Genomic DNA, 24502 nt, shown 5'->3' with positions numbered 1-24502 from the left:
GAACAATGTCTACGATCCAATTGAATGAGAAGCGCGAACGCGGCGATGCAGCCTTGTTCGACGCTGGTGTGCTGGTCGCGGCGATGCGTGCGGCCTTCGTCAAGTTGTCGCCACGGCATCTGCTGCGCAGCCCGGTGATGGCGGTGGTGATGGGCGGCACCGTGCTGGCGGCGGTGATCACCGCCAGCGGGCAGGACCATGCCGGCTTCGGCTGGGCGGTGACCGCGATCCTGTTCGTGACGGTGCTGTTCGGCAATTTCGCCGAGGCCATCGCCGAAGCGCGCGGCCGCGGCCAGGCCGCCTCGCTGCGCCGCGCACGCAAGGACCTGGTGGCGCGGCGGGTGGAAACCGCGCTGGGTGGCCGCGAAACGCGGCTGCCGGCAGCCGAGCTGCGCCCGGGCGACTACGTCATCGTGTCCGAGGGCGAATTCGTTCCCGCCGATGGCGAAATCGTGCGCGGTCTTGCCACCATCAACGAAGCGGCGGTCACCGGCGAATCGGCACCGGTGCTGCGCGAGGCCGGCACTGATCGCAGTGGCGTGATCGGCGGCACGCGGGTGCTGTCCGACGAGATCGTGTTCAAGGTCACCGCCGAGCCCGGCCACAGCTTCCTGGACCGCATGATCGCGCTGGTGGAAGGCGCCAACCGGCAGAAGACGCCGAACGAGATCGCGCTGACCCTGCTGCTCGCAGCGATGACGCTGACCTTCCTGATCGTGGTGGCCTCGCTGCCGGCGATTGCGGGCTTCGTCGGCGTCACGCTGGATCCGTTGCTGCTGATCGCGCTGCTGGTGTGCCTGATCCCCACCACCATCGGCGGGCTGTTACCGGCGATCGGTATTGCCGGCATGAACCGCGCGCTGTCGGCCAATGTGCTGGCCAAATCCGGCAAGGCAGTGGAAGTGGCCGGCGACGTGGACGTGCTGCTGCTCGACAAGACCGGCACCATCACCTACGGCGACCGCCAGGCCACCGCGTTCCATCCGTTGGCTGGCATCGACCGCGCACAGCTGCGTGACGCGGCCATGCTGGCCTCGCTGGCCGACCCCACGCCGGAAGGCAAGTCCATCGTCAAGCTGGCGCGCCAGCAGGGGGCGGTGGCTGTCGAGCCGGAGGGCGCGCATTTCATCGCCTTCACCGCGCAGACGCGCATGTCTGGCGTGGATCTGGCCGGCCGCAGCATCCGCAAGGGTGCTGGCGATGCGATCGTGGCGTACGTGCAGGGGCAGGGCGCCACGGTGTCGCCGGAACTGCAGGGCCGCATCGAGGAAGTTGCACGCGGCGGCGCCACGCCGCTGGTAGTGGCCGAAGGCCGGCATGTGCTGGGCGTGGTCGAGTTGAGCGACGTGGTCAAGCAGGGCATCAAGGAAAAGTTCGCGCAATTGCGGGCGATGGGCATCAAGACGGTGATGATCACCGGCGACAACCCGCTCACCGCTGCCGCAATTGCCGCAGAAGCCGGCGTGGACGACTACATCGCGCAGGCACGTCCGGAAGACAAGCTGGCCCGCATCCGTGCCGAGCAGGCCGGCGGGCGGCTGGTGGCGATGGTCGGCGACGGCACCAACGACGCACCGGCGCTTGCGCAGGCCGACGTCGGCCTGGCGATGAACTCCGGCACGCAGGCGGCCAAGGAGGCCGGCAACATGGTCGACCTGGATTCGGATCCGGCCAAGCTGCTGGCAGTGGTGGAAGTGGGCAAGCAGCAGCTGATCACGCGCGGTGCGTTGACCACGTTCTCGCTGGCCAACGATGTGTCGAAGTATTTCGCGATCCTGCCGGCGCTATTTGCTGCGGCAATTCCGTCGATGACCGCGCTCAATGTGATGCAGCTCTCCAGCCCGCGGCATGCGGTGCTGGCGGCACTGATCTTCAACGCCTTGATCATTCCGGCCCTGATCCCGCTGGCGCTGCGCGGCGTGCGCTTCCGTCCTTCCAGCGCCACCGCGCTGCTGCGCCGGAACATGCTGATCTACGGCCTGGGCGGCGTGCTGCTGCCGTTCGCGGCCATCAAGCTGATCGACCTGGCGCTGGCCGCCACCCTGGGGGCCTGAGTCATGACCACTTCTTCCAGGAGCATTGCCATGTCCACCTCCCTGCCATTGCGCGACGATGGCGTGTTGCGCGCCTCCCTTGCCTTTGCCGCGTTCACGTTGCTCGGCCTGGGCCTGGCCTATTCGCTGGTCGCCACCGGCATCACCGGCGCGCTGTTTCCGGCGCAGGCGCAGGGCTCGTTGCTGCGCGTGGAGGCCAAGGTGGTCGGTTCGGCACTGGTGGCCCAGCCCTTCACGGATGCGCGTTACTTCCAGCCGCGCCCATCCGCGGCCAAGTACGACCTCACCGCCGCCGCCGGCAGCAACCAGGCGCGCTCCAATCCGGACCTGCAGGCGCGCATCGCTACTACCCGTGCCGAGGTCGCCGCGCGCGATGGCATCGCCCCGGATGCGGTGCCCGGCGAGTTGCTGACCCAGTCCGGCAGCGGCCTGGACCCGCACCTGAGCCCAGCCGGCGCGCAGGTACAGGTGCGCCGCGTCGCCGCCGCCCGCGGCTGGCCGGAACGACGCGTCGCCGCATTGCTGCGGGCCGCCACCGAACAACCCCAGTTCGGCCTGCTCGGGCAGCCGCGGGTGAATGTGCTGGCGCTGAACCTGGCGCTGGATGAAGCCGCGGCCCGGGACCCGGGACCGGGGACCCGTTAAAGACAGCAGCCAACGCAGCCGAGCACTGCGATGGCTCGCAAGCTAATGAACGTCATGCGCACTCACTGCGCGGTACGCTTTCGCGGGACCCGGGACTCGGGTCCCCAATCCCGAATCCCCAATCCCCAATCCCGGCCTCCATGTCCGATGCCCGCACCCAACACGCCGACGCGCTGATCGGCGAACTGCAACGCGAACACGGCGGGCGGCTCACGGTCTTCCTGGGCGCGGCGCCCGGCGTGGGCAAGACCTACGCCATGCTGTCGCGGGCGCGCGAGCGTCTGCGGCAGGGCATGGACGTGGTGGCCGGCGTGGTGGAAACCCACGGGCGCAGCGAAACCGCGGCGCTGCTGGACGGCGTGCCGCTGCTGCCGCGCATGCGCGTGAACTACCAGGGACGGGTACTGGAAGAGCTCGATCTGGATGCATTGCTGGCACGCAAGCCGCGGCTTGCGCTGATCGACGAACTGGCGCACCGCAACGTGCCCGGCAGCCGGCATGAGCGGCGCTGGCAGGACATCGTGGAATTGCTCGATGCCGGCATCGATGTCTACACCACGGTCAACATCCAGCACCTGGAAAGCCTCAACGACATCGTGCTGCGCATCACCGGCGTGCGCGTGTCCGAAACCGTGCCCGATGCGGTGTTCGACCGCCTGCGCGACATCGTGCTGGTGGACCTGCCGCCGCGCGAACTGATCGAGCGGCTGCAGCAGGGCAAGGTGTATCTGCCCGAACAGGCCACCCAGGCCTTGCAGGCGTTCTTTTCTCCCTCCAACCTCACCGCCCTGCGCGAACTGGCGATGCAGACCGCCGCCGACCGTGTCGACAGCGACCTGCGCGACACCCAGGCCGCACGCGGGCTGCCCGGCACGGCCGCGTTGCGCCGCCGCGTGGTGGTGGCCATCGATGGCCGCGGCAGTTCGGAGTATCTGGTGCGGGTGGCGCGGCGCCTGTCCGAGCGCCGCGATGCGCCGTGGACAGTGGCGACGGTGCAGACGCGTACCGTCGCCGACGCGGACTGGCAGCTGGAGATCGACCGCGCCTTCGCGCTCGCGCGCCGGCTCGGCGGCGACACCGCGCTGCTGCATGGGGCCAATGTCGCCGAGGCCCTGCTGGATTTCGCCTCGCAAAACGGCGTTTCCACGCTGGTGCTGGGGCGCACGCGCGAACGCCCGCTGGCGCGCATGTTCAACCGCACCCTGACCCAGCAACTGCTGCAGCGTGGCGCGCATTACGAACTGGTCATCGTCAGCTCTGCCGATGCGCGCGCGCGCGCGCGTCAGCGCTGGCGCAATCCGCGCCAGTGGCTGCAGCGCTACGACCTGGCCTTTGCGGCGATCGCAGCGGCTGGCGCAGTCGGCGTGGCGTGGCTGCTGCAGCGCTGGACCGAGATCGACGACCTGTCGATGGTGTTCATCGTCGCGGTGGTGCTGGTGGCCTCGCGCACGCGCATGGCCGCGGCGGTGATCGCGGCGCTGTTGAGCTTTGTCGCCTACAACTTCTTCTTCATCGAACCGCGTTTCACCCTGCACATCAGTGCCCGCCAGGGCGTGGTGACGGTGTGCCTGTTCCTGATTGCCGCACTGGTCGCCGGGCGGCTGGCCTCGCGCCTGCGCAGCCAGGTGCTGGCGCTGCGTGCGGCCAATGCGCATGCCAATGCACTGCAGGCGCTGGGCCGCCAGCTCAGTACCGCCGCCGATCTGGGGCAGGTACTGGAAGCCGGCCGGCGCGCGCTGACCACCGCGCTGGATGCCGAGGTCTGGCTGCGCCTGGAACAGCGCGAGAGCGAGGCGCCACCCGGCTTCGGCGCGCTCGACCGCAGCGCGGCGGAGTGGACCCAGCGCCACGGCCAGCCGGCCGGACGCTTCACCGATACCCTGGCCGGCGCGCAGTGGTGGTGCCTGCCGGTGCGGCACGAGCGCGGCACCCTGGGCGTGGCGGCCTTGCGCTTCCGCCAGGGCGTGCAGCGGCCCGGCCTGGAGCAGCGCCGCCTGGCCGAAGCGATGGTGGACGACATCGGCCAGGCCGCGCTGCGCACGCGGCTGGTCGCCGACCTGGAGGGCGCGCGGGTGAGCGGCGAAACCGAGCGGCTGCGCTCGGCGCTGCTGTCCTCGGTCTCGCACGACCTGCGCTCGCCGCTGGCCTCGATGATCGGTTCGGCCAGCAGCCTGGCCAGCTATGGCGATGCGATGGACGCGCACGACCGCCACAGCCTGCTCGACACCATCCAGCTCGAAGGCGAGCGGCTGGACCGCTATATCCAGAACCTGCTCGACATGACCCGGCTCGGTCACACCGGGCTGACCTTGAATCGCGACTGGATCGGCGTGGACGAGTTGATCGGCTCGGCCACCCGCCGGCTGCAGCGCTACCAGCCACAGGTGCGCCTGCAACTGGACCTGGCCCCCGACCTGCCGGCGATCTGGGTGCATCCGGCGCTGGTGGAACAGGCGATCTTCAACGTGCTGGAGAATGCGGCGAAATTTTCGCCACCCGGCATGGCGGTCACGGTGCAGGCGCAACTGCGCAGTGGCGCGCTGCAGATCGATATCGGCGACCAGGGCCCGGGCATTCCCGAAGACGAGCGCGCGCGCATCTTCGACATGTTCTACAGCGTGGAGCGCGGCGACCGCGGCCGCCACGGCACCGGCCTGGGACTGACCATCTGCCAGGGCATGATCGGCGCGCATGGCGGCAGCGTGGAAGCCTTGGCCGGGGCGCATGGTCAGGGCACCACGATTCGCATTACGCTGCCGCTGCTCTTCCCTGCCGCGCCACCCCGCACCGATGCCGACTGACCCCGCTGCCATCCCGCCCGCCCGTGTGCTGATCGTCGACGACGAGCCGCAAATCCGCCGTTTTCTCGACATCAGCCTGCGCGCGCAGGGCTACCGCGTGCTGCAGGCCGGCACCGCCGAGGAGGGCCTGGCCACGCTGGCCGGGCAGGGCGCCGAACTGGTGGTGCTGGATATCGGCCTGCCCGATCGCGATGGCCACGAGGTGCTGCGCGAGATCCGCCAGTGGTCCAGCGTGCCGGTGATCATGCTCACCGTGCGCGCAGGCGAAACCGAGAAGGTCGCCGCGCTCGATGCCGGTGCCAACGACTACGTCACCAAGCCGTTCGGCGTGCAGGAACTGATGGCGCGCATTCGCGCGCTGCTGCGCCAGTCCGGCGCCGGCAGCATGCTGGAAGAAAGCGTGTTCGACGACGGCCGCCTACATATCCACCTGGGCCTGCGCGAAGTCACCCTCGATGGCGAAGCGGTGCCGCTGAGCCGCAAGGAATACGCGTTGCTCGCGCTGCTGCTCAAGCACGCCGGCCGGGTGGTGACGCAACCGCAGTTGCTGCGCGAGGTGTGGGGCCCCACCCACGAAGAAGACACCCATTACCTGCGCATCCTGGTCGGCAAGCTGCGCCAGAAACTGCATGACGATGCGGCCGACCCGCATTACATCGTCACCGAACCGGGCGTGGGCCTGCGGTTTATCGGTGTGGCGCGCTGAGCAGGTCTAGCGCGCGAGGCATGTGTGACTCTGAGTGTCACTGGACGTGTTCTTGCCGACAATCGACAACGCCTTCGACGTACAGGATCATCTGCGCGCATAGCAGCAGTCCGTGATACCAGGGAAGGAAGTCGTTGAGTGGAAGTCCCGCCATTGCAGCGTCAATGGTAAAGCTGCGCCATTGAACAGGAAGCTTGCTTCTGTTGCCGAATTTCCACGCATTTTTGTGGCTGAAGGCATTGCGCAGGCGTATCGCGAAGGCGAACCAGTCCTGATCACGCAACTCTTTGAACTCGTTCTTTGCCTACAGCGTAGTCACAGGTGGCGGCCACGCTCTCAAAGCATCGCGTGCGATCAGCAGTCGTCCCATCGCTCGGTTGCGCTGTGGATCGAGTGCGTTCCTAACGTGGTTTATCGCGTGAGCATCCATGGCACGGTCATTCCGCGGGCGGGGGAGGCAATAGCTTGCCCGGATTCAAGATCCCATCCGGATCAAGCGCCGCCTTGATCGCGCGCATCGCGGCCAGCGTGGCCGGGTTGAAGGCCTGGGTCATGAAGTCGCGTTTGGCCACACCGATGCCGTGCTCGCCGGACAGCGTGCCCTCCAGCGCCAGCACCAGCGCGAAGACGCGCGGCAAGGCGGCGTGTGCGCGTGACGTTTCATCGGCATCGTCCGGGTCGTACATGATGTTGACGTGCAGGTTGCCGTTGCCGGCGTGCCCGAAGACCACGATCGGTAACGCACATTCCGCCGCCAGCGCTTCCACGCCTGCGACCAGCTCGGGGATGCGTGACACCGGCACCACCACGTCCTCGTTGATCTTGCCGGGCTTGATGGTGCGCAACGCCGGCGAGAGCGCGCGGCGCGCAGCCCATAGTTTGTCGCGCGCGCTGCCATCGGCGGCCACGTCCAGGCTCAACACGCCCTCTCCATCGGCCGCGTCGTGCAGTGCCTGCAACGCGTAGGGCAGGGTGTCGTGATCGCCGTCGGCCTCGATCAGCAGCATCGCGCCGGCATCGGGTACATCGCTGCCGTTGCGACGCAGCAGCGCGATCGCGCTGGCATCCATGAATTCCAGCATGGTCGGCGTGGTCGGTTGCGCCATCACCCGCGACACCGCCGCCGCCGCGCTGGCCGCATCGCGGTACAGCGCGCGCAGCCCGGCCTGCGCCACTGCGCGCGGGCTCAGCTTCAGCGTCGCTTCGACGATGATCGCCAGGGTGCCTTCGCTGCCGACCAGCAGATGGGTGAGGTCGTAGCCGGTGGAATTCTTGGTGTACGCACCGCCGCAGCGGATCACCTCGCCGGTGCCGGTGACGGCGACAAGGCCGAGCACATTGTCGCGGGTGGCGCCGTACTTCACTGCGCGCGGGCCGCCGGCGTTGGTCGACAGATTGCCGCCGACGCTGCAGATCTCCGCACTGGACGGGTCCGGTGGCCAGAACAGGCCATGCGGCTGCAAGGCCTGCTGCAGATCGCCATTGAATACGCCGGGCTGTACCACCGCGCAGCGATCCTGCGGGCGCAGGGCCACGATGCGATTCATGCGCGCCATCGACACCACCACGCCGCCGGAAAACGGCACCGCCGCGCCGGTGGTGCCGGTGCCGGCGCCGCGCGCCACGATCGGCACACCATGCGCGCGGCAGGCCTGCACGATGGCGACCACCTCGTCGGTGTCGCGCGGCAAGGCGACGGCGGCGGGCAATGCCCAGCGGCGCGAGTCGTCTTCGCCATGACGGCGGCGCGCCTCGGTGCCGGTCAGCCAGCCATCGGCACCGAGGCGTGCAGCCAAGTGCTCGGACAGTGTGGCGGGAAGGACATCGGTCATGACGGTGGATCCTGTGGCGGGGTGCGTTGGAGACATCTGAATCCCAACGCTGCGACGGTGAGCGGCAGCCAGACCCAACGCAGCTCGGAGAGCAGCGTGGCCAGACCGCGCGAATTGAAGAATCCGTTGGCGAACGGCGACACGCGAATCGGCCGCCACGGCGCGAACCAGCGCGCCTCGCTCCATGGCCACGCCAGCGCCACGCCCAGCCCGCCGGAGGTCATCGCATCCAGTAACGGGTGCGATGCAGTGCAGACAAACAGCCATACCGCTGCCTGCACGACATCCGCACGCAGGCTGCGATGCGCCGCCGCGCCGAGCAGTGCGACGACGCTGGCGAACAGCAACGAATGGCTGGCACCGCGATGGCCAAACGCATCGGCATAGGGAACGTGCAGCGCAAATGCCAACACATCCGCATCGGGCAGCATCGCCGCCACGATGCCGGCACCGAGCAGGCGCGGCGAAATGCGTCCGCGTTCGCTGGCGCACCAGAGCGCAAGCGGGACCGCAGCGTGGGTCATGATGGTCGGCATCGGAGGTCGGGGCGAGCGTCTGGAAGAATCAGCAATCGTCGGCGCGGAACGCGTCGCGGATCCAGTGCAGCACCGGCGGTTCGCCGCTGGCGTCCACCACATCGAAGCGACACGGCAGCGCTGCCAGTGCCGGGTGCGCGCCCAGGAACAGTTGCGCGGCCAGGACCAGCTTGCGGCGCTTGCGCAGATCCACCGAGGCCGCACCGCCGCCGAAGCGGGTATCGCGGCGGTAGCGCACTTCCACGAATACCAGCGACTGCCCGTCGCGCATCACCAGGTCCAGTTCGCCGCCGCGGTAGCTGGCATTGCCTGCCACCCGCCGCAGGCCGGCCTGCTCCAGCAACGCGCAGGCCGCGGCTTCCACCGCCGCTCCGCGTTGCTGGCGCGCTGCCGGCATCGGCCTCAGCGGCCGTCGGCGATCGGCACCGGGCGGCCACCGTTGAAGGTGGACCAGGCCGGAGTGCGCAGCACGTTGCCGAAGCCGTCCAGATGCAGGGTGCCGGTTGCGCCACGCAGGCCGCCATCGGTGCCGGTGGCCAGCTTTTCCAGATACGCGCTGATCTTCCAGGCGTCGTAGCCGAATGCGAACAGGCGTGCGGCCGGGCCGCGCGCGCTGGGCAGGGTGCTGGCCACCTGGCTGGCCGCCGGCAGGCCGGAGACGCCGAGCGCAGTCCAGGTTTCGCTGGGATAGACGATGCCGTCCAGGGCCAGGTCGTCCTCGACCTTGCCGGTGCCGGCCACCAGTTGCGAGGTGCCCACGCGCGACTTGCCGGCGAATCCGGCCAGCGCCAGCTGCGGCGCCAGCGCGCGCGCGGTGTTGCCGCGCACTGCCAGGAACACCGCATCGGCGGTGCCGTAGTTGCGCAGTTGCGCGCCGATGTCGCCCGGCGCCTCGGCCACGCTGATGCTGCCGGCCACCGTGCCGCCGCGTTCGCTGAAGCGGTCGCGGAAGGCCTTGATGGTGCGCTTGCCGTTGTCGTCGCCGGTGCCGACGATCAGCACATTGCGGCGCTCGCGCGAGAGCAGGTATTCGGCAGCCATGATGCCGTCGTCTTCCGGCGCCAGCGAGAAGCCCGCGCTGCCGGTAGGCGGTGCCTTGTTGTCGGTGGGGCGGTTGAGGGCCAGCACCGGCACCGCCAGCTGGCCGCGCGCGAACAACGCGCTGACCTCGTCACGACCCAATGGGCCGACCACGTAATCGACGCCGGCACTCACCGCCTTGTCGTAGGCGGCATTGGCACCGGCGGCGGTACCGGCAGTGTCGAAGAACTGCAGCTCCGGGCGGCGGCGGGTTTCGGCGTAATAGCCGGCCAGCAGGCCATCGCGCACCGGCGCGGCGGCGGTGGCCAGGGTGCCGGTGAGCGGCAACAGCACGCCCAGCTTGACCGGCGGGCGATACCCATCGCGCTCGGCCGGTGGCCGCTTGCTGGTGTCGAAACCCCATTGCGCATCGCGCTCGAACGCGCGCGGCAGGGCCAGGCCACGGCTGATCAATGCCCGCCCGGCGAAGTTGTACAGCGGGTCGCCGGCCGGCAATGCGGCGGTGCGGCTCTTGAGCGTGGTGTCGTCCAGTGCGGCCAGCAGGCGCACGATGGCGCGCTGGTTCTCGCTGCGCGCGCTGCCGGTCAGGCTGGCATCGGCGCGCGCCCGCGCTGCCGCGGCGCCGAACAGGTCGCTGGTGGCCTCCAGCGCGGCGGCGTGGGCCAGCAGCCAGCGTGTCTGCAATGGCTGCGGCAGGCCCTGCGGGCTGTCGCCCAGCGCCTGCAGCGCCTGCGCGCCTTGCTTGTCGATCACCGCCAACTCGCCGGTCAGCAGGCCGAAGCGGGCACGGTCTTCGCCGCCCAGGTGGCGCGCGTTGACCTGCGCCAGCAGCGTGCGCGCACGCGCGTCGTCGCCGGCGTCGTGCCAGCCGAACGCGGCGGCGGCCAGCAGGCGGCTGCGCTGCGCGCCGCTGGCGCCGGCGGCCTCGGCTTCCAGTTGCTGCGCTGCCTCGCGCGGCTTGCCCTGGTCCAGCAGCGCCAGCGCTGCGCTCTGCGTCGGCGAGGCGGTCTGGGTGACGCTGCTGGTGGCGCAGCCGGCGGCCAGCATGACCAGCAGCGAAAGGGCGGAGATCCTTGCAACACGCTTGTTCATTTCAGATCCATTGGACAGGGGCCGCCAGGGCGGTCCGTTGAAAACCGCTACGATTCTACCCTTTGCTCCCGGAAGCCCGCTGATGATGTCCCCTGGAACCCTGCACGTGGTCGCCACGCCGATCGGCAATCTGGCCGACCTGTCGCCGCGCGCGCAGGAGGTGTTGCGTGGCGTGGCCGCGATCTGCGCCGAAGACACCCGTCATACCCGCCAGTTGCTCGGCCATTTCGGCATCGATCGCCCGTTGCTGGCCCTGCACGACCACAACGAAGACGCCATGTCCGAGCGCATCGTGGCACGCCTGCGCGAGGGTGAATCGCTGGCCATCGTCAGCGACGCCGGCACCCCGCTGGTCAGCGACCCCGGCTTCAAGCTGGTGCGTGCCGCCCGCACCGCCGGCATCAAGGTCAGCCCCGTACCCGGCGCCTGCGCGGCGATTGCCGCGCTCAGCGTGGCCGGCCTGCCCAGCGACCGCTTCGGCTTCGAAGGCTTCCTGCCGGCCAAGAGTGCCGCTCGCCGCGAGCGCCTGGCGCACCTGGCCGGCGAAACCCGCACGCTGGTGTTCTACGAGTCCTCTCATCGCATCGTCGAATCGCTGGCCGACCTGCGCCTGGCCTTCGGCGACGACCGCCCGGCGGTGATCGCCCGCGAGCTCACCAAGCTGTTCGAAACCGTGCTCGACGGCAGCCTGGCGCAGCTGCAGGCCCAGGTCGAAGCCGACGACAACCAGCGCAAGGGCGAGTTCGTGGTGATGGTGCAGGGCGCCGCCGACGCCGCCGATGGCCAGCTGGCCGAAGGCCGCCGCGTCTACGCCAAGCTCGCCGAGCACCTGCCGCCCTCCACCGCCGCCAAGCTGGCCGCCGAGCTGACCGGTGCACCGCGTAAGGCGTTGTATGGCGGCAATGGCTGAGCTGCAGACTGCGGAGAGCAAAAAGAAGGCACTGGAACTGAAACAGTTCCAGTGTGTCCTGGATGTGTGGCCAGAGGCATTTCCCGCTCCTGCCAGTGACCTGGAGCAGCCCAAGGAACCAGCCGCAGATATTCTTTTTCATCTCGCAGATGGCTCGAGCTACGCTGTCGAGATCACACGGTTGTTGCGCTCCGAAGGTCAGGAGCGGATGCGTGCGAGAGAAAAGCTGCTTGTCGCACTAAGGCCTCGGCTTGCGCGACTTTTGCCGCAGGTGCAAGTGAGCCTGAGCTTTGCCGACGGACCACTTCCCGCACTTGCGGAGGCCGTCGAGCGGATCGAGTGTCTGCTTCGCACGCACGCAGAAACGAAGGAGCCGCAGGTTGTTATCAGAGACGGGCTTCCTCCATTCATCAACCATGTGCAGTTGTGGCCATCCGATCAGCAAGGGCTCCGATCAGGCGGCGACTTCAAGGTAACTGCGCTGATCAAGGAGCAGATAGCGGACTGCATAGGCCGCAAGCATCGCCAGATTAGCGGATATCGCGCGCACGCCGACGCCGTAGCACTCTTGATCTATTGCCCGATGACTCCTTCGCTCGCGCAGCACGCGATACCGGCGGAAGCGACAGGATGGTCGTTCGTACACGATTTTGAACGCGTCGTTCTTTACGCCGAAGAAAACGGCAGGCAGGGCATGATCTGGCGATAGAGCGTATAGTTCGTCCCGGCGGAGTCGGCCAGACAGTCGCGTCACTCGCAAGAGTGCCGAGGAAAGTCCGGGCTCCATAGGGCAAGGTGCCAGGTAACGCCTGGGCGGCGCAAGCCGACGGAAAGTGCAACAGAAAGATACCGCCTACGTTCCTCGTCACCCCTCTGCCGCCACTAATGCGTGTCGGCGATGCGCAGCATCGCCAAGTGCGTTCGGAGGCCGCAGAGGGGTGGCGAGGGGCCGGTAAGGGTGAAATGGTGCGGTAAGAGCGCACCGCGAGTCCGGTAACGGACCGGCACGGCAAACCCCACCTGGAGCAAGACCAAATAGGGATCCATTGGCGTGGCCCGCGCTGGATCCGGGTAGGTTGCTTGAGCGCTGCGGTGACGTAGCGCCTAGACGAATGACTGTCCACGACAGAACCCGGCTTATCGGCCGGCTCCGCCGCCTTTTTTGGGCGTAGGCCCAAAAAAGGCGCCCACGCTTCGTACCGCCGCAGGCGGTACAAAACGCGGGGCCCGCTCCGGGCATTCCAAAACCCCGCGGCTGTCGCCGCGCCCCCTTGACTCAAGGGGGCTTGCAGGTAGGTGGTTGGTCGAGGGGCTCTCGCTACGCGATCAACTCCCTTCCACCGCTTGCGGGGGAAGGTGCCCGAAGGGCGGATGGGGGTGAGCAGTTCGTACCGGCTGCGGTAGTACAAAACGCGGGTCCCGCTCCGGGCATGCCACAACCCCGCGGCTGTCGCCGCGCCCCCTTGACTCAAGGGGGCTTGCAGATAGGGGGTGGCTGAGGGTGCTTGCGCGATGCGCTCGCTGTCGCGTTGTTCCTTGCAGGACGATGACGATGCGTGGCTCAACGCGCGATGCGCGGTCCATTCCTTCCACCGCTTGCGGGGGAAGGTGCCCGAAGGGCGGATGGGGGCGAGCTTTTCGCTCTGGCCGTCCTGGCGGCGAATCGGGCGTCACGCGCTGCGATCCTGGATCAGCCGATGCTTCGGTGTGCGCAACCTGCCGCGACCTGCGTCATGGGCGTCTCGCTCACGCTGCAGATGCCAGCGTGCTGCCTAACCAAACGAGCGAGTGAACAGCTCGTCCAAGGCGTCGACGATGCGCTGCCCTTCGTCCTTCAATGAGCCAGCCGGCTGGGTGAGTACCGCGAGCGGGACCGAAGTCATTTCCAGCGGTTGCAGGATGACGCGGTGGCCGGCGACCACGAATTCGGGGGTGAAGCGGGATGGCGTCGGGGAGTGCGCGGATGTGCTGACCAATGGCACGACGACGCGGCGCGGGGAGGCATCGAAGATCTTCGACTGCACGACCACCACATACGGAATGTGCTTGTTCTGTCCGACGTTGGCGTAGACATCGAACTGGTCGGTCATAGCGTGGAGAACTCGTCGGCAAAGGAACCGTGCGCGTCGGTGAAGGTCTTCCATTCGCTCGCGGCGCGCTGCAATTCCATCGCCCTGGCGCTGTGGGTGTCGCGCTCCCTGGCCACATACTCGGCCAGCAGTTCCTCGACCTTGGCCGACAGGTTGCCGGTCATCGCGCGGGCCTGGGAGGCCAAGTCAGCGTTGATGGTCAGGTTCAGCGGCTTCTTCTGTGCAGAAGCGTCGTAATAGCGGTTCATGCGTTGGCTCCTCGATCATGCGCACGCTATGCGCATGATTGTGGGTTGTCAACGTGTTCGGGGATGTCCAGCCGGGTTTCGCCCTGGAAGATGCCATCCGGGCCGAAGCGGCGCTCGTGGATGAAGCCGCCGCCGTGACGGTCCACCGCCACGATGGTGCTGGCGCGGGTGCCGTAGCCGGGGCCGGCGATGAAGGCGGCCGAGAGCAGGCGTTCGGTGGGCAGATCCACGCCGGTGCTGGGAAGGATGTGGTCAGGCGCGATGGCGGGGTTGCCCAGCGCATCCCACAGCGGTTGCAGGTCGTCGCTGTCGTGGGCACACCAGTCGTGCAGGGCGCCGGTCAACGCGCGCGTCTTCGGCCAGGGCGCGTCCAGTGGGCCATTGGACATGCCATGGATGCCTGGCTCCAGCTGGCGCGTCAGCGGTGGGTGGTTGCTCAGGTGCTCGCAGCGGTCTGCGTCGCACAGCAGCAGATTGAACGGCGGGAACTCATGCCCGGCGCCTGCCAGATCGCGGGCATAGCCAGCGGCGTCCAGGCTGCCGGACAGGTAGTCCGCAATCAGATGTCCGCGCGAGCGGCCCGAGGCGGTGGCGAGCGGGTCGCGCACGTTGGTGACCACCGCAACGCGGCCATCGTCGCCCAGCCCGACCCAGCTTCCGCCCGAGCGCAGGTCGCGTCCGGCCAGCACGCTGTCCGCAGGCGCCGCCCATCGCGCGAGCGGGACGGTCGGTCGCTCATGGAATTCGTCGCGGTTGCCGGCCAGCAGCAGGCGCCAGCGCGGGTGGGTTTTCCAGGCAAGAGCGACCAGGCACATGCCGTCGATTGTCGCCGGTTTGCGCAGTTGCGGCGCGCCGCTGGCGCAGCGTGAAGTGAGACCGCGGTCGGGTTTACATGGCCTTCACGGCCCTGAATTTTCGTTCAATCTCAAAATCTGAGAGGAAACAGCAACTTGTGGATAAGCTTTGAACAAGTCTCTAAAGAGTGCTGCAACTCATTGATGTGACTGGCGATTTGGGGTTGTCAAAGTTGTTGACAACCTTTGACGCGCTGCTAAGGTGGGCATCGGAGGGAAAACCAGGTGTTTTGTGGTTTTTCGTGGTTCAATGATCCCCCAGCGGGTATTCGAGGTTGCATTCGGTGTTTCAGGGCGAAACTGCCATCACGGTGGACGATAAAGGGCGCATGGCGGTACCCACCGCATACCGCGACCTTGTTGCGCGCGTGAGCGGCAATCGCCTGGTGCTCACCTACAACCCGTTCGAGGCCGGCTGTCTGTGGCTGTATGCGGAAAAGGAGTGGGAGCGGGTGCGCGACGATGTGATGTCCAAGCCCAACACCCAGCGCGTGGTCCGCACGCTGCAGCAGAAGCTGGTGGGCTCATCCGCGGTGCTGGAGCTGGACGCCAATGGCCGTCTGAGCATTCCGGCCAGCCACCGCAATGCGGTGGGCATCGAAAAAAAGGCCGTGCTGCTGGGCATGGGCGACAAGTTCGAACTCTGGAGCGAGCAGGCACATCGCGCACTGATCCAGCAGACATTGTCTGACGGGGATCTGGGCGATGAATTGCTCGATCTCAGGTTGTGAGCCGGGGTGCCCGGATGCGCGGTGAAGCGCAGCCCGGTCACCCGGTGTCGCAGCCGCCGGCGGCGCATGTGCCGGTGCTGTACACGCAGGTGTTGGACGGCCTGCAGGTGACCGACAACAGAACCTACCTCGATGGCACGTTCGGGCGTGGCGGGCACGCACGTGGCGTGCTGGAACACCTTGGACCGGGAGGTCGACTGCTGGTGATGGACAAGGACCCTGAAGCGATCGCGGTGGCCGAACAGAGCTTCGGTGGCGATGCGCGCGTGTCCATCCATCGCGGCAGTTTCGCCACGCTTGGCCAGGTGGTCGCGGCCGCGACGGTGGACGGCATCCTGCTGGACCTGGGCGTGTCTTCGCCGCAGCTGGATGTGGCCGGGCGCGGTTTCAGTTTCGGCAAGGACGGCCCGCTGGACATGCGCATGGACCCGGACAGCGGCCAGAGCGCAGCGCAGTGGCTGGCGCAGGCGACCGATCGCGAAATCGCCGATGTGCTGTGGACCTATGGCGAAGAACGCCAGAGCCGGCGGATCGCGCGCGCCATCGTGGCGCGTCGCGCCGAACAGCCGCTGCTGCGCACCGCCCAACTGGCCGATCTGATCGCATCGGTGATGCCGCGTGGCGACAGCAAGACGCATCCGGCCACGCGCAGCTTCCAGGCCATCCGCATCCACATCAACCGCGAGCTGGCCGATCTGGAAGCCGGGCTGGACGCTGCGCTGGACGCGCTCAAGCCGGGCGGCCGGCTGGCGGTGATCAGCTTCCACTCGCTGGAAGACCGTATCGTCAAGCAATTCATGGCCCGCTACGCCAAGGCCCCGCCGAGCAACCGCCGCCTGCCCGAAGCGCAGCCGTTCGTCCCCACGCTGCAGCTGGTGAGCGGCGCGATCAAGGCCGACGACGCCGAATTGAACATCAACCCCCGCGCTCGCAGCGCGGTGTTGCGGGTGGCTGAGAAGCTGGGATTCGGCAGTCGGGATTCGGGATTGGATGAGCGCCCTGAGCGAATCCCGAATCCCCAATCCCCAATCCCGGCGTCTCCGAACGGAGACGCTGCATGAGCCGCCTGCTGCTCATCGTGCTGCTGGCCTGCAGCATCGCCTCGGCGATCGGGGTGGTGTACATGCGTCACATGCATCGCAAGCTGTTCGTGCAGTTGTCCAAGCTCGAACACACGCGCGATGAGTTGAATATCGAATTCGGCCGGCTGCAGCTGGAGCAGGCCACCTGGGCGGAAAGCAACCGGGTCGATCAGGTCGCACGCGCGCGCATCGGGATGAAGTTCCCGGAGACCAACGACATCGTGGTCGTGCGCCCATGACACCACTGCACGACAGCCGTTTTGCACGGTCTAGCCGCCCGCAGGGTGGCGCACACGCAAGTGCGCCATCGACAAAACGGCAGGACAGCCGTTTTGCACGGCGCAGCCGCCCGCAGGGTGGCGCACACGGAGGTGCGCCAATGACGAAACGGCAGGACAGCCGTTTTGCACGGCGCAGGCGCCCGCAGGGTGGCGCACACGCAGGTGCGCCATCGACAAAACGGCAGGACAGCCGTTTTGCACGGCGCAGCCGCCCGCAGGGTGGCGCACACGGAGGTGCGCCATGAAAACCGGCCGCAACCGTCCCCGCAGCAACTTCAACCTGCGCGGCCGCCTGACCCTGGTCGGCGTGGCGCTGGGCCTGTGCTCGGTCACACTGATCGGCCGTGCGGCGTACGTGCAGCTGATCAACCGCGACTTCTACCAGCGCCAGGGCGAAGCGCGTTACCTGCGTGAGCTGCCCATCGCCACCTCGCGCGGCATGATCACCGACCGCAACGGCGAGCCGTTGGCGGTGTCCACGCCGGTGGAGTCGATCTGGGTCAATCCGCAGGAACTGCTGCGCAACCCGGACCGCATCCCCGAGCTCGCCACCGCGCTCGGCCAGCCGCTGGACGAGTTGAACGCCAGGCTGGCGCAGAAGGCCAGCAAGGAATTCATGTACCTGCAGCGCCGGATCAACCCGGACAAGGCGCATGCGATCGTGGACCTGAAGATTCCCGGTGTGTTCTCGCAGCGCGAGTTCCGCCGCTTCTATCCGCAGGGCGAAGCGATGGCCCACGTGCTGGGCTTCACCAATATCGACGACCGCGGCCAGGAAGGCCTGGAGCTGGCCTTCGACGAATGGTTGCGTGGCAAGCCCGGCTCCAAGAAGGTGGTGCGCGATGCGCGCGGCGCCATCGTGGAGAGCGTGGACCTGGTGCGTCCGGCGCAGCCGGGCAAGGACCTGACCCTGAGCATCGACCGCCGCATCCAGTTCCTGGCCTACAAGGAGCTGCGTAACGCGCTGGTCGAAAACAACGCCGCCGGCGGGTCGATGGTGGTGATGGACGTGGCCACCGGCGAGGTGCTGGCGATGGTCAACCTGCCCACGTACAACCCCAATTCGGTGACCGGCATCAACCCGTCGGCGCGCCGCAACCGCGCGGTCACCGATCTGGTGGAGCCGGGTTCGACGATGAAGCCGCTGACCGTGGCCACCGCGCTGACTGCCGGCGTGGTGACCAAGGACACCGTCATCGACACCAACCCCGGCTACATGTCGGTGGGGCGCTTCACCATTCGCGATGTGCCGCGCAACAACGGCGTCCTCAACGTCACCGGCGTGATCACCCGCAGCTCCAACATCGGCGCGGCCAAGATCGCGGCCAAGGTGCCGGACCAGACCTTCTACCAGTCGATCCGCAATTTCGGTTACGGCAGCGCGCCGCACAGCGGGTTTCCAGGCGAATCGTCCGGCGTGGTGCTGCAGCCGCAGCGATGGAGCGGCCCGTCCAAGACCACCATGTCCTACGGCTACGGCCTGTCGGTGACGCCGCTGCAGATCGCGCAGGCCTATGCCACGCTGGGCAACGGCGGCAAGCTGACGCCGCCGACCTTCGTGCGCGGCCAGCACAACGCCTCGCGCCAGGTGGTCACGCCGGAGGTGGCGCGGCAAGTCATCGACATGATGGAAACCGTGGTCACCCAGGGCGGCGCCAAGGGCGCAGCGATCCTGGGTTACCACGTGGCCGGCAAGACCGGCACCGCGCGCAAGAACGGCGCCGGCGGCTACGAACGCGGCCACTACAATGCATTGTTCGCTGGACTGGTGCCGGCCAGCCGCCCGCGCTTTGCCACCGTCATCGTGATCAACGATCCGCAGGGCAAGGTGTACTACGGCGGCCTGGTGTCGGCGCCGGTGTTCCACAAGGTGATGGAAGGGGCGCTGCGCCTGATGGATGTGCCGCCGGACGACATCCAGTCGTGGCTGGCTGCGCAGGCGGCCGGCAAGACCGGCCAGCCGATCGCCAAGCCGCAGCCGGCCGATCCCGATCCGGCGCTGGTGCCGGACCCGGTGGACGAAGTGTCTGCCGGCATTCCGACCGCGATCGCACCGCCGACCCCGCCCGCGCAGCCGGCACCGTTGCAGGAGAGCCGCCAGTGAGCCGCAGCATGCCGCTGTCGCAGCTATTGCCTGACCTGACGCTTGCGCGCGATGTGCAGGTCTGCGGCCTGGTGATGGACAGCCGTGCGGTGCGTCCGGGCGATGCCTTCGTGGCGATCGCCGGATTCGGCGCACATGGGTTGGGCTATGCCGAGCAGGCGCGCGCCAATGGCGCGGCGGTGGTGTTGTTCGAACCACCGGCGCCGGCCGACCTGCCGGCGCCTGCCGATGCGATCGCGGTGCCCGGCCTGCGTGCGCGCCTGGGCGCGATGGCCGATCAGTTCCATGGCCACCCGTCGCGCGCGCTGCGCATGGTCGGCGTCACCGGCACCAACGGCAAGACTTCCACCGTGCAATTGCTTGCCCAGGCGTTGACCTTGCTCGGCACGCCGACCGGCACGCTGGGCACGCTGGGCGTGGGCCTGTACGGCGCAGCGGTGCCGACTGGATTCACCACGCCGCTGGTGCTGCCCATGCACGCGTTGCTGGCGCAGCTGCGCGAGAAAGGCGCGCAGGCGGTAGCGATGGAAGTCAGCTCGCACGCGCTCGACCAGGGCCGCGTGGACGCAGTGCATTTCGACGTGGCGGTGTTCACCAATCTCACCCGCGACCACCTCGACTACCACGGCGACATGGAGCAGTACGGCGCGGCCAAGGCCAAGCTGTTCTCACGCACCGGATTGCAGGCAGCGGTGGTGAATCTGGACGATGCGTTCGGCCGCAGCCTGTTCGCTTCGCTCGATCCGGCACTGCGCGCGGTCGGCGTGAGCTCGCGCGCCCAGGCCGGCGCCGGGGTCAGCGCGCAGGCCTTGCAGCTGGACCATCACGGCATCAACTTCGCACTGAACATCCAGGGCGAAGTGCATCCGGTGCACTCGCCGCTGCTGGGCCGCTTCAACGTGGACAACCTGCTGGCCGTGGCCGGCGCCTTGCATGCGATGGACATCGCGCCTGCGCAGATCGCGCAGGTGCTGGGCCAGCTGCAGCCGATCCATGGCCGCATGAATCGCCTCGGCGGCGCGCATGGCGCACCGCTGGTGGTGGTCGACTACGCACACACCCCCGATGCGCTGGAGCAGGCGCTGACCAGCCTGCGCTCGCATGCGCAGGACCGGCTGATCTGCGTGTTCGGCTGCGGTGGCGAACGCGATACCGGCAAGCGCCCGCAGATGGCGGCCATTGCCGAACTCAATGCCGACGTGGCGATCGTCACCGACGACAACCCGCGCGGCGAGGATGGCGATGCGATCGTCGCCGACATCCTGCGCGGCTTCGCGCGCCCGGATGCGGCCCTCGTGCAGCGCGACCGCGCCGCAGCCATCCTCCAGGCCATCGGCATGGCGGGCGCCTCGGACATCGTGCTGATCGCCGGCAAGGGCCACGAGCCGTACCAGGAAGTGGCCGGCGTGCAGCATCCCTTCGACGATGCGGCGGTGGCAGCGCAAGCCCTGCTGCCGCGCACCGGGCTGGGGGTGCGCGCATGAAGCTCACCCCGCTGTCGCTGATCGCGCATTTTGCCGGTGGCGAACTGCATGGCGAAGACGCCATGATCGATGCGGTCGGCAACGACACCCGCACGCTCGGCAGCGGCAGCCTGTACGTGGCGCTGCGCGGCGAGCGCTTCGACGGGCACGACTTCGCGGCCGACGCGGTGGCGCGTGGTGCCAGCGCTGTGCTGGTCGAGCGCCTGTTGCCGGCGCTGGGCGTGCCGCAGGTATTGGTGACAAATACCGAACTGGCCCTGGCGCGCATCGCCGCCGGCCTGCAGCGCGACCGTGCCACCCGTGTGATCGCGCTGACCGGCTCCAACGGCAAGACCAGCGTCAAGGCGCTGCTGCTGGCCATCCTGACCGAGGCCGGGCGTGTCGAGGGCACCACCGTCTACGCCACGCCGGGCAATCGCAACAATGAAATCGGCCTGCCGCTGGCGGTGATCGCCGCGCCGGACGATGCGGATATCGCGGTCTACGAAATGGGTGCCGGCAAGCCCGGCGACATCGCCTATCTCACCGACATCGCGCGGCCGCACGTGGCCCTGGTCAACAACATCGCACCGGCCCATCTGGAGCGCCTGGGTAGCCTGCTCGGCGTTGCACGGACCAAGGGCGCCATCTACACCGCGCTGCCGGCCGATGGCGTGGCGGTGATCAATGCCGACGACGCCTTCGGTGCGTGGTTCGAGCAGCAGCTGCTGGCGCAGCCGGTGCAGGGCCGTCGCGTGTTGCGGTTCGGCCTGCAGGCCAGTGCCGAGATCACCGCGCGCGGGCTGCGGCTGCATGCCGAGGGCGCGCAATTCACCCTGGTGACGCCGCAGGGCCAGGCGCAGATTGCGCTGCCGTTGCCGGGTCGCCACAACGTGCTCAATGCGCTGGCCGCCACTGGCCTGGCGCTGGGTGCGGGCATCGCATTGCCGGTGATTGCCGCTGGCCTTGCGCAGGCGCGTCCGGTGGCCGGCCGGCAGATCGCCCATCGCCTGCCCGGCGGGGCGGTATTGATCGACGACAGCTACAACGCCAACCCTGGTTCGCTGGATGCGGCCATCGATGCGCTGGCGGCCGCACCCGGCGAGGGCTGGCTGGTCCTGGGCGACATGCGCGAACTCGGCCCGGAAGGCGCCGCATTGCATGCCGCTGCCGGTCGGCGCGCCCGCGCGGCCAAGCTGCAGCGCCTGTATGCGCTGGGCGAACTCAGTGCCGCGGCTGCGCAGGCGTTCGGCGCCGGTGGGCGGGTGTTCGCCACGCATGCGGAGTTGATCGATGCGTTGCAGGCGGATCTTGCCGAAGCCGGGACCGGGGACCCGGGACCGGGGACCCGGGAACAGCAACAGCAACAGCAAGACGCATCAGGAAATACGCAGGAACACGCTTTGATTGAACAACAACAGTCGCAGTCCGCGCCCGCTTTTACGGGTCCCCGGTCCCCGGTCCCCGGTCCCGGCTCCACCACGATCCTGGTGAAGGGCTCGCGCGGCAGCGCCATGGACCGCATCGTCGCCGCGTTGCTCGCACCTGCGGAGGATGCCTCCCATGCTGCTTGAATTGGCGCGCTGGCTGCAGCAACTGGAGAGCCTGTTCGGGCTGTTCAACTATCTGACCTTCCGCGGCATCCTGGCGGCGCTGACGGCGTTGTTCCTGTCGTTGTGGATGGGCCCTGCGGTGATCCGCAAGCTGGCCCAGTTCAAGGGTGGCCAGCCGATCCGGCAGGACGGCCCGCAGACGCATTTCTCCAAGGCCGGCACGCCGACCATGGGCGGCTCGCTGATACTGCTCACCGTCACCCTGTCGGTGCTGCTGTGGGGCGACTTGCGCAACCGTTATGTGTGGCTGGTGCTGGCGGTGATGATCTGCTTCGGCGCGATCGGCTGGTACGACGACTGGATCAAGATCGTCAAACGCGATCCCAATGGCCTGAAGTCGCGCTGGAAATACCTGCTGCAGTCGGTCTTCGGCCTGGCCGCCGGCCTGTTCCTGTACTACACCGCCGACGTCCCGGCGGCGATCACCTTCTACATTCCGATGTTCAAGTCGATCGCGCTGCCGCTGGCCGGCGTGAGCTTCGTGGTGATCGCCTATTTCTGGATCGTCGGCTTCTCCAATGCGGTCAACCTCACCGACGGCCTGGACGGCCTGGCGATCATGCCCACCGTGCTGGTGGCCTGCGCGCTGGGCGTGTTCGCCTACGCCTCGGGCAACGTGGTGTTCGCCGAATACCTGAAGATCCCGCTGATTCCCGGCGCCGGCGAGCTGATCATCATCTGCTCGGCAATCGCCGGGGCAGGGCTGGGCTTTCTGTGGTTCAACACCTATCCGGCGATGGTGTTCATGGGCGACATCGGCGCGCTGTCGCTGGGCGCGGTGCTGGGCACCATCGCGGTGATCGTGCGCCAGGAAATGGTGCTGGTGATCATGGGCGGCGTGTTCGTGATCGAAACGCTGTCGGTGATGATCCAGGTGGCCAGCTTCAAGCTGACCGGCAAGCGCGTGTTCCGCATGGCGCCGATCCATCACCACTTCGAACTCAAGGGCTGGCCGGAGCCGCGCGTGATCGTGCGCTTCTGGATCATCTCGGTGGTGCTGGTACTGATCGGCCTGGCCACGTTGAAGGTGCGCTGATGAACGACATGTCCCGCCAGGCCACGCGACTGGACGCCATCGGCGGCCGCTACGATCCGTGGCTGCTCGGGGCCGCGGTCACGCTCGCCTCGCTGGGCGTGGTGATGGTGGCCTCCAGTTCGATCGAGCTGGAAGCCAGCCCGTTCTATTACCTGACCCGCCACCTGCTGTTCCTGGGCGTCGGCATCGGGCTGGCCTTCTGGGCCATGCGCACCGAGCTCAAGACCATCGAGCAGCACAACCAGATGTTGCTGCTGGGCTGCTTTGTCATGCTCATCCTGGTGTTCGTGCCGGGCCTGGGCAGCACCGTCAACGGCGCCAAGCGCTGGATCAATCTGGGCGTGTCCAGATTCCAGGTGGTCGAATCGGTCAAGGTGCTCTACATCATCTGGCTGGCCAGCTACCTGGTGCGCTTTCGCGACGAGGTCAACGCGACCTGGCAGGCCATGCTCAAGCCGGTGTTCGTGGTCGGTTTCCTGGTGGCCCTGCTGTTGCTGCAGCCGGACTTCGGTTCCTCGATGCTGTTGTTGAGCGTCACCGCCTGCATGCTGGTGCTGGGTGGCGCGCCGATCGGGCGCATCATCCTGCCGATCCTGTTGCTGCTGCCGGCATTGGTGGCGCTGGTGATCTTCGAGCCGTACCGCATGCGGCGCGTGACCTCTTTCATGGACCCGTGGGTCGATCAGCTCGGCTCGGGCTATCAGCTGTCCAACGCGCTCATGGCCATCGGCCGTGGCGAGTGGACCGGCGTGGGCCTGGGCGCGTCGGTGCAGAAGCTCAACTACCTGCCCGAATCGCATACCGACTTCATCTTCTCGGTGATCGCCGAAGAGCTGGGCTTCATCGGCGTGTGCGGCGTGGTGGCCCTGTATGCGCTGCTGGTCGGCCGGGCGTTCTGGCTGGGCATGCGCTGCGTGGAGATGAAGCGCCATTTCTCCGGCTACGTCGCCTTCGGCATCGGCCTGTGGGTGGCGATGCAGAGCTTCGTGTCGATCGGGGTGAACCTGGGGATCCTGCCGACCAAGGGCCTGACCCTGCCGCTGATTTCCTCCGGCGGTTCCTCGGTGCTGATGACCTGCGTGGCGATGGGCCTGCTGTTGCGGGTGTCCTATGAAATGGACCGCGCCGAGCGGCTGCGCAGCAAGTTGTCGCCGCAGGGTGCGGGCACCGCACCCTCCGAGCCGGCCGAGCCGGCGGTCGATCCGGTTCCGCCGGCGTATACGGCAGGACGCAGGCCGCAGCGCGAGACGGCGGCAGCGCCGGCACCGGTGGCAGCGCCGTCAACAGCAGCACCTTCGGTGGCGCCGGCGTCGGCCATCCTGCGTGGCACCAGCCGCATGCAGCCGCGGGTGGAACCGACCTTCGGGAGGATCGCGTGAGCGC

21 protein-coding genes, 1 other RNA gene and 1 pseudogene are annotated in these 24502 nt (G+C 67.9%); 15 read left to right on the top strand and 8 right to left on the bottom strand.

The features are described 5' to 3' along the window. The first annotated feature begins 5 nt into the window (after positions 1-5). From kdpB to ACCQ05_RS17560, 4 genes are all read left to right on the top strand, one after another. Positions 6-2054, top strand: coding sequence for a potassium-transporting ATPase subunit KdpB (gene kdpB, locus ACCQ05_RS17575; protein ID WP_228962145.1), 2049 nt, complete (start codon positions 6-8; stop codon positions 2052-2054). 30 nt (positions 2055-2084) lie between these two features. After that, positions 2085-2699 (top strand): potassium-transporting ATPase subunit KdpC, encoded by a 615-nt coding sequence (kdpC, locus tag ACCQ05_RS17570; RefSeq protein ID WP_372391764.1) that lies wholly within the window; start codon positions 2085-2087, stop codon positions 2697-2699. Between the two features lie 140 nt (positions 2700-2839). Further along, entirely contained in the window at positions 2840-5500 is a 2661-nt protein-coding gene (locus tag ACCQ05_RS17565) for a DUF4118 domain-containing protein (RefSeq protein ID WP_372391762.1), read from the top strand. Next, positions 5490-6206, top strand: coding sequence for a response regulator (locus ACCQ05_RS17560; RefSeq protein WP_104544312.1), 717 nt, complete (start codon positions 5490-5492; stop codon positions 6204-6206). Before ACCQ05_RS17565 ends, ACCQ05_RS17560 begins: the two co-directional genes overlap by 11 nt. A gap of 37 nt (positions 6207-6243) precedes the next feature. Here the strand turns inward: ACCQ05_RS17560 and ACCQ05_RS17555 are convergent. The 5 genes and pseudogenes from ACCQ05_RS17555 to ACCQ05_RS17535 all read right to left on the bottom strand — a co-directional run. Continuing rightward, a pseudogene (locus ACCQ05_RS17555) lies at positions 6244-6544 on the bottom strand (hypothetical protein); the annotation flags it as partial. 99 nt (positions 6545-6643) lie between these two features. Then, positions 6644-8038, bottom strand: coding sequence for an FAD-binding oxidoreductase (locus tag ACCQ05_RS17550; protein ID WP_372391759.1), 1395 nt, complete (start codon positions 8036-8038; stop codon positions 6644-6646). After that, positions 8035-8574, bottom strand: coding sequence for a metal-dependent hydrolase (locus tag ACCQ05_RS17545; RefSeq protein WP_372391757.1), 540 nt, complete (start codon positions 8572-8574; stop codon positions 8035-8037). Before ACCQ05_RS17545 ends, ACCQ05_RS17550 begins: the two co-directional genes overlap by 4 nt. A gap of 28 nt (positions 8575-8602) precedes the next feature. Continuing rightward, a complete protein-coding gene (locus ACCQ05_RS17540; RefSeq protein ID WP_104543916.1) occupies positions 8603-8971 on the bottom strand; it encodes a YraN family protein in 369 nt (122 codons plus the stop codon). A 5-nt stretch (positions 8972-8976) separates the two neighbouring features. Beyond that, positions 8977-10707 carry a penicillin-binding protein activator gene (locus ACCQ05_RS17535; RefSeq protein ID WP_228963106.1) on the bottom strand — a complete coding sequence of 577 codons (1731 nt, stop codon included), beginning with the start codon at positions 10705-10707 and terminating at the stop codon, positions 8977-8979. A gap of 82 nt (positions 10708-10789) precedes the next feature. Between ACCQ05_RS17535 and rsmI the strand changes: the two genes are divergently transcribed. From rsmI to rnpB, 3 genes are all read left to right on the top strand, one after another. Continuing rightward, positions 10790-11617, top strand: a complete 828-nt coding sequence (gene rsmI, locus ACCQ05_RS17530) for a 16S rRNA (cytidine(1402)-2'-O)-methyltransferase (RefSeq protein WP_372391755.1) — start codon at positions 10790-10792, stop codon at positions 11615-11617. 484 nt (positions 11618-12101) lie between these two features. Next, the gene (locus ACCQ05_RS17525; protein WP_372394151.1) at positions 12102-12326 is read left to right on the top strand and encodes a hypothetical protein; all 225 of its coding nucleotides are present in this window, start codon (positions 12102-12104) and stop codon (positions 12324-12326) included. Between the two features lie 20 nt (positions 12327-12346). Further along, positions 12347-12773, top strand: an RNA gene (gene rnpB / locus ACCQ05_RS17520) — RNase P RNA component class A. A 616-nt stretch (positions 12774-13389) separates the two neighbouring features. Here the strand turns inward: rnpB and ACCQ05_RS17515 are convergent. Genes ACCQ05_RS17515 through ACCQ05_RS17505 form a run of 3 tightly spaced genes read right to left on the bottom strand, consistent with a single transcriptional unit; the run spans position 13390 to position 14770 of the window. After that, positions 13390-13707, bottom strand: a complete 318-nt coding sequence (locus ACCQ05_RS17515; RefSeq protein ID WP_372391753.1) for a CcdB family protein — start codon at positions 13705-13707, stop codon at positions 13390-13392. Continuing rightward, the gene (locus tag ACCQ05_RS17510; RefSeq protein ID WP_104543924.1) at positions 13704-13955 is read right to left on the bottom strand and encodes a type II toxin-antitoxin system CcdA family antitoxin; all 252 of its coding nucleotides are present in this window, start codon (positions 13953-13955) and stop codon (positions 13704-13706) included. The genes ACCQ05_RS17515 and ACCQ05_RS17510 overlap by 4 nt, the downstream gene beginning before the upstream one ends. A 26-nt stretch (positions 13956-13981) precedes the next feature. Next, on the bottom strand, positions 13982-14770 hold the full coding sequence (locus tag ACCQ05_RS17505) for an NRDE family protein (RefSeq protein WP_372391750.1): 789 nt from the start codon (positions 14768-14770) through the stop codon (positions 13982-13984). A gap of 323 nt (positions 14771-15093) precedes the next feature. Between ACCQ05_RS17505 and mraZ the strand changes: the two genes are divergently transcribed. The 8 genes from mraZ to ftsW all read left to right on the top strand — a co-directional run bounded on the left by mraZ (position 15094) and on the right by ftsW (position 24498). Further along, positions 15094-15540: a division/cell wall cluster transcriptional repressor MraZ gene (mraZ, locus tag ACCQ05_RS17500; protein ID WP_003485296.1), complete on the top strand. Its 447-nt coding sequence runs from the start codon at positions 15094-15096 to the stop codon at positions 15538-15540. A gap of 14 nt (positions 15541-15554) precedes the next feature. Beyond that, positions 15555-16601, top strand: coding sequence for a 16S rRNA (cytosine(1402)-N(4))-methyltransferase RsmH (gene rsmH / locus ACCQ05_RS17495; protein ID WP_372394149.1), 1047 nt, complete (start codon positions 15555-15557; stop codon positions 16599-16601). Next, the gene (gene ftsL, locus ACCQ05_RS17490) at positions 16598-16861 is read left to right on the top strand and encodes a cell division protein FtsL (protein ID WP_005991913.1); all 264 of its coding nucleotides are present in this window, start codon (positions 16598-16600) and stop codon (positions 16859-16861) included. The genes rsmH and ftsL overlap by 4 nt, the downstream gene beginning before the upstream one ends. Positions 16862-17144: 283 nt before the next feature. Further along, complete coding sequence (locus ACCQ05_RS17485) at positions 17145-19007, top strand: peptidoglycan D,D-transpeptidase FtsI family protein (RefSeq protein ID WP_372391748.1); 1863 nt, start codon at positions 17145-17147, stop codon at positions 19005-19007. A gap of 8 nt (positions 19008-19015) precedes the next feature. Further along, positions 19016-20491, top strand: a complete 1476-nt coding sequence (locus tag ACCQ05_RS17480; RefSeq protein ID WP_372394147.1) for a UDP-N-acetylmuramoyl-L-alanyl-D-glutamate--2,6-diaminopimelate ligase — start codon at positions 19016-19018, stop codon at positions 20489-20491. Continuing rightward, positions 20488-22044, top strand: coding sequence for a UDP-N-acetylmuramoyl-tripeptide--D-alanyl-D-alanine ligase (locus tag ACCQ05_RS17475; protein ID WP_372391746.1), 1557 nt, complete (start codon positions 20488-20490; stop codon positions 22042-22044). The genes ACCQ05_RS17480 and ACCQ05_RS17475 overlap by 4 nt, the downstream gene beginning before the upstream one ends. Continuing rightward, entirely contained in the window at positions 22034-23119 is a 1086-nt protein-coding gene (gene mraY, locus ACCQ05_RS17470; RefSeq protein WP_372173317.1) for a phospho-N-acetylmuramoyl-pentapeptide-transferase, read from the top strand. Before ACCQ05_RS17475 ends, mraY begins: the two co-directional genes overlap by 11 nt. Then, positions 23119-24498, top strand: a complete 1380-nt coding sequence (gene ftsW, locus ACCQ05_RS17465) for a putative lipid II flippase FtsW (protein ID WP_372391744.1) — start codon at positions 23119-23121, stop codon at positions 24496-24498. The genes mraY and ftsW overlap by 1 nt, the downstream gene beginning before the upstream one ends. Positions 24499-24502 lie beyond the last annotated feature (4 nt).

The sequence above is a fragment of the Xanthomonas sp. NCPPB 3582 genome (assembly GCF_041475735.2).
GTDB lineage: Bacteria > Pseudomonadota > Gammaproteobacteria > Xanthomonadales > Xanthomonadaceae > Xanthomonas > Xanthomonas codiaei.
The sequence above is the reverse complement of the archived record's forward strand: the minus strand, read 5'-3'. Positions and strand labels throughout refer to the sequence as shown.

What these genes read in the sequence shown, in the direction of transcription:
- mraY (WP_372173317.1), top strand. Translation starts at nt 22,034, where the DNA reads ATGCTGCTTGAATTGGCGCGCTGGCTGCAGCAACTGGAGAGCCTGTTC.
- ACCQ05_RS17550 (WP_372391759.1), bottom strand. Translation starts at nt 8,038, where the DNA reads ATGACCGATGTCCTTCCCGCCACACTGTCCGAGCACTTGGCTGCACGC.
- ACCQ05_RS17485 (WP_372391748.1), top strand. Translation starts at nt 17,145, where the DNA reads ATGAAAACCGGCCGCAACCGTCCCCGCAGCAACTTCAACCTGCGCGGC.
- ACCQ05_RS17510 (WP_104543924.1), bottom strand. Translation starts at nt 13,955, where the DNA reads ATGAACCGCTATTACGACGCTTCTGCACAGAAGAAGCCGCTGAACCTG.
- ACCQ05_RS17540 (WP_104543916.1), bottom strand. Translation starts at nt 8,971, where the DNA reads ATGCCGGCAGCGCGCCAGCAACGCGGAGCGGCGGTGGAAGCCGCGGCC.
- kdpC (WP_372391764.1), top strand. Translation starts at nt 2,085, where the DNA reads ATGTCCACCTCCCTGCCATTGCGCGACGATGGCGTGTTGCGCGCCTCC.
- kdpB (WP_228962145.1), top strand. Translation starts at nt 6, where the DNA reads ATGTCTACGATCCAATTGAATGAGAAGCGCGAACGCGGCGATGCAGCC.
- ACCQ05_RS17565 (WP_372391762.1), top strand. Translation starts at nt 2,840, where the DNA reads ATGTCCGATGCCCGCACCCAACACGCCGACGCGCTGATCGGCGAACTG.
- ftsL (WP_005991913.1), top strand. Translation starts at nt 16,598, where the DNA reads ATGAGCCGCCTGCTGCTCATCGTGCTGCTGGCCTGCAGCATCGCCTCG.
- ACCQ05_RS17480 (WP_372394147.1), top strand. Translation starts at nt 19,016, where the DNA reads ATGCCGCTGTCGCAGCTATTGCCTGACCTGACGCTTGCGCGCGATGTG.
- rsmI (WP_372391755.1), top strand. Translation starts at nt 10,790, where the DNA reads ATGATGTCCCCTGGAACCCTGCACGTGGTCGCCACGCCGATCGGCAAT.
- ACCQ05_RS17515 (WP_372391753.1), bottom strand. Translation starts at nt 13,707, where the DNA reads ATGACCGACCAGTTCGATGTCTACGCCAACGTCGGACAGAACAAGCAC.
- ACCQ05_RS17545 (WP_372391757.1), bottom strand. Translation starts at nt 8,574, where the DNA reads ATGCCGACCATCATGACCCACGCTGCGGTCCCGCTTGCGCTCTGGTGC.
- ACCQ05_RS17535 (WP_228963106.1), bottom strand. Translation starts at nt 10,707, where the DNA reads ATGAACAAGCGTGTTGCAAGGATCTCCGCCCTTTCGCTGCTGGTCATG.
- ACCQ05_RS17560 (WP_104544312.1), top strand. Translation starts at nt 5,490, where the DNA reads ATGCCGACTGACCCCGCTGCCATCCCGCCCGCCCGTGTGCTGATCGTC.
- ACCQ05_RS17505 (WP_372391750.1), bottom strand. Translation starts at nt 14,770, where the DNA reads ATGTGCCTGGTCGCTCTTGCCTGGAAAACCCACCCGCGCTGGCGCCTG.
- ftsW (WP_372391744.1), top strand. Translation starts at nt 23,119, where the DNA reads ATGAACGACATGTCCCGCCAGGCCACGCGACTGGACGCCATCGGCGGC.
- rsmH (WP_372394149.1), top strand. Translation starts at nt 15,555, where the DNA reads ATGCGCGGTGAAGCGCAGCCCGGTCACCCGGTGTCGCAGCCGCCGGCG.
- ACCQ05_RS17475 (WP_372391746.1), top strand. Translation starts at nt 20,488, where the DNA reads ATGAAGCTCACCCCGCTGTCGCTGATCGCGCATTTTGCCGGTGGCGAA.